Source organism: Pseudoalteromonas byunsanensis (genome assembly GCF_001854475.1).
In the GTDB taxonomy this organism is placed as follows: domain Bacteria; phylum Pseudomonadota; class Gammaproteobacteria; order Enterobacterales; family Alteromonadaceae; genus Pseudoalteromonas; species Pseudoalteromonas byunsanensis.
Genome location: NZ_MNAN01000034.1, coordinates 129619 through 135647, shown reverse-complemented (window position 1 = coordinate 135647; position 6029 = coordinate 129619). Strand labels below are relative to the sequence as shown.

Sequence of the window (6029 nt, the reverse complement as noted above, 5' to 3'; positions counted from 1 at the left end):
TTTGGTTTCGTCGCCTTGAAGTTTAGCTTTTCGCTAAACTTCGGGGAGAAGGTTCAATAAGTAACAAGGTAATAAAGCGGGAAAATTAACAGCTGGCTGTTTTCACTGCGTTCAACATTTTAGCCAGCTATTAATTTCCCCTTTATTGGGGCGTTATATGGACAAATGTATGCGAATAATATTATTTTTACTACTAGTTTTTTTAAGTAACTCGGCTTTAGCATGTAGATGCGGGGGCTTGTCAGATGAAGAGTATTTTTATCAAGCTGAAGAGGTTTTATTGGTTCAAGTGTTGGCTACTGAGTTAATTGAGGGAGAAAAGGATAGTGACTCGAAGGTTAAAGTAGGTTTTAGAGTTTTGGAGACTTTTAAAAAGTCAGATACCCCCTCAAAATTTGTTTACACCGGTTTAAGTAATTGTTCACCTCATATTAGAGCTGGATATAAATACGTTTTTTATATTCCAAATAATAAAGTGGTTTCCACATGCACTGGTAGTTACAATATTTTAACTCATACTCGTTATGGCAAAGAAAAGTTAGCTAAGTTGCGAGAGCAAGAAGCCATATAACAAACGTTTAAACCACAAAGGACGCAAAACAGCAGGCTTGCGCTCCTATGTCGCTAATTTTAGTCTGCTATTTTGCGCCGGTTAAACAAGGCGTTATACGGAGATATGGATATTGAAGAACGTTGAAGCTTTTTTGGTTAATTCCTTTACTTCGAATGGAACTGATGGGAATCCTGCTGGTGTAGTGCTTCACGCTGATCACTTGTCGAACGAAGAAAAATTACAAATAGCACAAGTTGTTGGTTACTCGGAAACTGCGTTTGTATCTCTAGATGACGAAGCCGACTTTGAGTTGTCTTTTTTCACCACAACAGGAGAAGTTGATTTCTGTGGACACGCCACATTGGCTGCATTTTCGACAATGTATCAAGACGGGATCATAACGGAAGGTAAATACCTTCAAAGGACTAAAGCAGGTTTGCTTGTGGTAACTATAGAGGCTAATGGTCATATAGTTATGGACTTGAAGTTACCAGAATTTCGTGGGGAGTTTAGTTGTGAGGTTATATCAGAGTTAATTGGACTAGACTCGACGCTACTTGAGTCAACTCGGTTACCGATTGAGGTTATTTCAACAGGCTTACCTGATATTATTGTCCCAGTGCCTTTTGGGTATCTTGATCAAATTCAAGTGAATGAAAATTTAACTAGTGAGTTTTGTGAAAGGCATGGTGTAATTGGTATCCATGCTTTTGAGCTGTGTGAGAAAACAAGTAAAGTGACAGCAAGCTGTCGTAATTTCGCTCCATTGGTTGGGATTCCAGAGGAGTCAGCGACAGGAAGTGCGAGCGGTGCATTAGCTTGTTACTTAGCCAAACACCTTCCTAATACACCTTCGAATAGCTTTACTTTTGAGCAAGGTCGGGCGATGGAGTGTGTTTCAAGAATTACAGCGTCTGTGGAGTTGAGCGATCAGGGAATTATTAAGGTTAGGGTTGGTGGTTTTGCTCATAAAGTCGGCAGGCAGAAAATCTCCGTATAACAAAGCATTTAAGAGTGATTCGCAACGCTGCCGTTTTCACTGCGGTCAACATTTTAGCCAACAATAAATTTCCTCTTAGTGAGGCGTTATGAAAATCGAGAAGTAAATGAATCTAGAGTTTCAAGTCAGACCATGGGAAGGCATAGGTGAAGTCAAGTTGGGGCAGCCTCGCGAGGATGTCTTGGCAGCATTCAAAAATGAAGTACAAAGTTTCCAAAAGACACCGTTAAGCATTCACCCTACTGATGCCATGTTCAATTGTGGATTTCAGGTATTCTATGAAGGCGAGCAACCAACCGTAGAGTTTATTGAGCTGTCTAATGGTTGTGGTATAAAGCCTATCTATTGCGGTATTGATTTGCTTTCTGAGCCAGTAGAAAAAGTTCTAAAGGCGGTATATGAAGCTACTGGCTATAGCCTAACTTCAACCGATGATGGTTACTCGTATGAAATAGAAGCACTCGGTTTATCATTCTGGCGCAACGACAGCGAAAGCGAGCTCTTCGATACCGTTGGTTTAGGTGTTGTTGAGTAATTTATATAACAAGGCAATAAACGGGGCGCTTTTTCACTGCGGCAGATTTTAAAGTGTTGTCAATACAAGGGATTAAACAGCTTTGGGTAGCTTGGTAAGCGCCCGTTATTGCAACGTTATATGCCTAGAGGCAAGGGGGGATATGAAAACTTTAATCTACGTCTTAGGGTTAGCAGTATTCTCATATTTCACTGACTTTTCTTCTTCATCAGGCTTTGAAGGAATCTTTAGCCCCATTTTATCCTGCCTATTCCTAATTTTGTTGATTGGTAAAGTTACTTCTTCGTTTGGTGGTTCTGGTAGCTATACGGGGAGGAGCGATGGTTGCGGTGGTGGAGATGGCGGTTCAGGAGGGAGCGATGGTTGCGGTGGTGGAGATGGCGGAAGTTGTTAACCCCAGCATATAACGAAGTGCTTAAAGGGCGGACACAAAAAGCATGGCTGTGCTCGTACCTAGCAAATTTTAGCCAAACATTTTTTGCCGTATAGCAAGGCGCTAGTAGCCCTAAGAGTTGCTGTTGAGTTTGGTTAGAAAATATCTACCATTAGAGCCACTCAATTGCATCAAGCCTAACCACCCAATTGCATTTTGGTTTGCCACTTAAAAAATTTACGTGTTAGCAAGAAAAATCTGATAACTTTAAGGCCACTGTATGGCTAAAGCTGCCGTAATTAGAATTTCGAAATATGTCATTCAGTGCCAATAATAATTGTGAGCAGCCGATTTGGCTTATTTCATCACTTTGTTGACTTTTTCAACAAAAAAAGGAAATCTACGACGTACTAGTTATTAATTGAAATCATTGCAGTAAAGGGAAGTGGTGAAACTATACAACTATCAGAATGGTTAATAATAAAAAAGGAAATTAATGTATAAAAGTATTAAAGGAATCGCTGGGGTTATTTTTTTATTTTCATTTGCCGTTATGGGAAGCGAAACCCAATTAACGCTACTGGAAAAGGAAATTGATAGAATAGCAGAAGAATCTATTCCAGCTAATGGACCGGGTTGCTCTGTAGGTATTATTAAGAATCAACAGTTTTTATTTAAGAAAAGCTATGGTTTGGCAAACATCGAACATCAGGTTCCACTCAGTTCAATATCAGTATTTCGTATGGCATCTGTATCCAAACAATTCACCGGATTTGCGGTATTGTTATTAGCAGAAAAAGGGAAAATTAACCTTGATGATGGTATACGGAAACATCTTACTGATTTGAAAGACTATGGGGTAAAAGTAACTATCAACTCAATGTTAGGTCATGTTTCAGGGATGGCAGATTACGATACACTAAAATCGCTCTTACCCAAACCACTATTGTCCGCTGCTGGTGGTCCGTTCAGACTTGGTGATGAGGACTACCTGACCAAAGAAGAATACTACGATGTCATCAAATCGCTTCCTTTAGAGCATCAGCCTGATACTCAACAGGCCTATAGTAACTTCGCTTACTTTTTATTGTCGGAGTTAGTCGCTAAAGTCAGTGGTATGTCCATGCGGGAATACACTACAAAACACATCTTTGAACCGCTTGGAATGCACAACACTTTTTTCGCGGATGATATGCGAGAGATAGTACCTAACCGTGCCGAAGGATATAGAACATTCAAAGATAATGGATTAAAGCGTTACGAAACAAATATTTTTGTTGTGGGTGACGGTGGTCTTTATTCGACACTCGAAGATATGTTGATTTGGGATAATCACTTTTATACCCCGAAATTAGGTGATGCTCCGAACAAATTGATGGCTCAATTTAATACGCCAAATAGTCAACACTCCTACGAGAAAAATGGAATAACTTTTTATGCTAACGGGCAATATATAGAGCCTAATTATACGCTGCACAATGGTGGATGGATGGGCACAAGTACTAGTTATATTCGTAGGCCCAAGGAGCAAGTAGCCTTTGTTAGTATGTGTAATAGCTCCTCACTCGATGCAAATGTTTTTACTTACGAAATGCCGAAAATCCTAACTAAACTTAAAATATGGGATGTGACTGATCCTGCAATTTTTTAGTTTGATTTAAATTTTCAAAAGATAAATGCAGGCAGTCGCTTAGTATTACTTACTTTTAAAAATGACTGGCTGTAAGTCCACAATGTTGGAATAATAGCTATTATAGAAGCTAGTATTAACGATTTTTCTAAAAGCTGATGGTTAATCTAAATGATATTAGGTGGTAAAAGTCAATGTTATTTAGTAGTAATGAATGTTAATAACCGGAAAGCTCTAATGAGGTTAAGAATATGGCAGATGTAATTATTCATTTGGTGGTCAAATTAGATTTTTATACAAAAACGTATAAATGTTTTGATTGTTGTAGCTATGGTGGTTTTTATTGTAGCTGCCAAATATTTAACACCACACTAAACCACTATTAATGAGTTTGCTTTTTGGCTTGTAGGTATAATTATTTTACTGCCTTATGGTTTAACTTTTTTCATCCAGTTCTTAACTTATAAAATCTATAATAAGTTCAAAAATAAAGGTTCATTGGAGCTGGCTTTTAACAAGGCAATTATGCGTGGGACGTCGAAAGCTTGGCTGGCGCTCACTCTTCGCGAATTTTAGCCAAGCTTAATACGCCCATATTGCGGTGTTATAAGCCACAGGTAGATCATGCGTAACTTTCTAGTTTTGTTGTTATTGTTCAGCAGTGTTTCTTTTAGTAGTGAAGGTGAGTTTGAGAGGTGGACAGTAAAAGGCGAAAAATGTGTTTTTAAGCTTCAAGTGCCACCTAGCGTAAATTGGGACACAGAATCTGAGTTGCCCATTTCTTTTAAGGACGTAAGCGCTGTTTTCAAAAATTGGGCTAATGCTAACTTAAGCAATGGAGAAAAGGCACATGCTACAAGTTACAATCTTGCATCTGTCGCTCCTGAAGGCGCTTCACATAATTACTGGGTTTTTAAAGTTGGCTATGTTGTTTTTAATAGCGGTTTGCCCGTACAAGACTTTAATCGCAAGGTTGTAATTGACCTTTCGGGTAAAGTCATTTCGCCAGTATGTGGCTTATAGCAAATTAATTAAACAGTGGAAGCAAAACACAGGCTTGCGCTTATTTTTCACTTAGTTTAGCCTGCTATTTTCCGCCGTTTATTTGCGGCGTTATATGATTCAGATTATCGTCATATTAAGGAGAATGTATTGAGTAATGTAGAAACATGGACAATTGCCATTGGAATATTGGGTGTGATTGCGACACTAATATCAGCCTTCATAACCAAATATGGATTACCTATAAAAAGTTTAGGTAATAAACGACAATTTGAAGGTTTTGGTGAAGATATTGAGATATCAAAAGCGGATTTTCATAAACCTCTATTTTCGTATGATTTTCATGACGTGACAATATCTAAACTAGCTGGTGGTGTTAAAATTGAAACAAATTTAATTTGTACTAGCCCTGAACTAACAGTAAGAGGAAAGCTCACTGGTAAAGGAATTATGCTAGATGGATATGCCTTTATAATTTATCAAGTGAATACAAAAACAGAACATTGGAATGGTGTTATGCTTTTTCATGCTCCTTCATTAAGTAATATTAAAGGTTATTGGCTAAGTAAGCATCATGACTCTGAAAATGGCGGACCATTTGTAATAGGGAGCCTTGAACTTAAGGGTAAGTAATCACCTAACACATATGAACCGTCTGCGCTCAAGTAAGCATAGCGATTCTTTTTAGCTGCATTTTAAGCAGCTAATTTGTATCGGCAATTCCAAAATCTATTCAACTTCGCTATGTCGGTTTGATGGAAGATCAGGTGAGAAAATTCATGAGCAAAATATTGCAAGTATCCCTAAAGAACTAGATAAAATTGGTAGCTTTGATGTAGAAACGAATGCTATTGGTGTTAGGATATATGGCTACAATAAATAGACGTGTAACAAAACAATTAAGTACGCTCCTTTGAGTCGCTCGACTCTCTTTGT

Annotated in this window: 7 protein-coding genes; all 7 read left to right on the top strand. The window is 38.3% G+C overall.

The window, feature by feature from the left end; translation table 11 throughout:
• Positions 1-169 precede the first annotated feature (169 nt).
• Positions 170-571, top strand: a complete 402-nt coding sequence (locus BIW53_RS14960; protein WP_139158862.1) for a hypothetical protein — start codon at positions 170-172, stop codon at positions 569-571.
• A 112-nt stretch (positions 572-683) separates the two neighbouring features.
• Complete coding sequence (locus BIW53_RS14955) at positions 684-1553, top strand: PhzF family phenazine biosynthesis protein (RefSeq protein WP_070992813.1); 870 nt, start codon at positions 684-686, stop codon at positions 1551-1553.
• A 106-nt stretch (positions 1554-1659) separates the two neighbouring features.
• On the top strand, positions 1660-2088 hold the full coding sequence (locus BIW53_RS14950; RefSeq protein WP_070992812.1) for a hypothetical protein: 429 nt from the start codon (positions 1660-1662) through the stop codon (positions 2086-2088).
• Between the two features lie 142 nt (positions 2089-2230).
• The gene (locus BIW53_RS20720) at positions 2231-2482 is read left to right on the top strand and encodes a hypothetical protein (protein WP_139158861.1); all 252 of its coding nucleotides are present in this window, start codon (positions 2231-2233) and stop codon (positions 2480-2482) included.
• Positions 2483-2957: 475 nt separating this feature from the next.
• On the top strand, positions 2958-4112 hold the full coding sequence (locus BIW53_RS14945) for a serine hydrolase domain-containing protein (protein WP_070992811.1): 1155 nt from the start codon (positions 2958-2960) through the stop codon (positions 4110-4112).
• Between the two features lie 603 nt (positions 4113-4715).
• Positions 4716-5114, top strand: coding sequence for a hypothetical protein (locus tag BIW53_RS14940; RefSeq protein ID WP_070992810.1), 399 nt, complete (start codon positions 4716-4718; stop codon positions 5112-5114).
• Between the two features lie 129 nt (positions 5115-5243).
• Positions 5244-5726 carry a hypothetical protein gene (locus BIW53_RS14935; RefSeq protein WP_070992809.1) on the top strand — a complete coding sequence of 161 codons (483 nt, stop codon included), beginning with the start codon at positions 5244-5246 and terminating at the stop codon, positions 5724-5726.
• Positions 5727-6029 lie beyond the last annotated feature (303 nt).

Excerpts from the sequence above, each read along its gene's own strand:
- BIW53_RS14960 (WP_139158862.1), top strand. The coding sequence starts at position 170 with ATGCGAATAATATTATTTTTACTACTAGTTTTTTTAAGTAACTCGGCT.
- BIW53_RS14950 (WP_070992812.1), top strand. The coding sequence starts at position 1,660 with ATGAATCTAGAGTTTCAAGTCAGACCATGGGAAGGCATAGGTGAAGTC.
- BIW53_RS20720 (WP_139158861.1), top strand. The coding sequence starts at position 2,231 with ATGAAAACTTTAATCTACGTCTTAGGGTTAGCAGTATTCTCATATTTC.
- BIW53_RS14945 (WP_070992811.1), top strand. The coding sequence starts at position 2,958 with ATGTATAAAAGTATTAAAGGAATCGCTGGGGTTATTTTTTTATTTTCA.
- BIW53_RS14940 (WP_070992810.1), top strand. The coding sequence starts at position 4,716 with ATGCGTAACTTTCTAGTTTTGTTGTTATTGTTCAGCAGTGTTTCTTTT.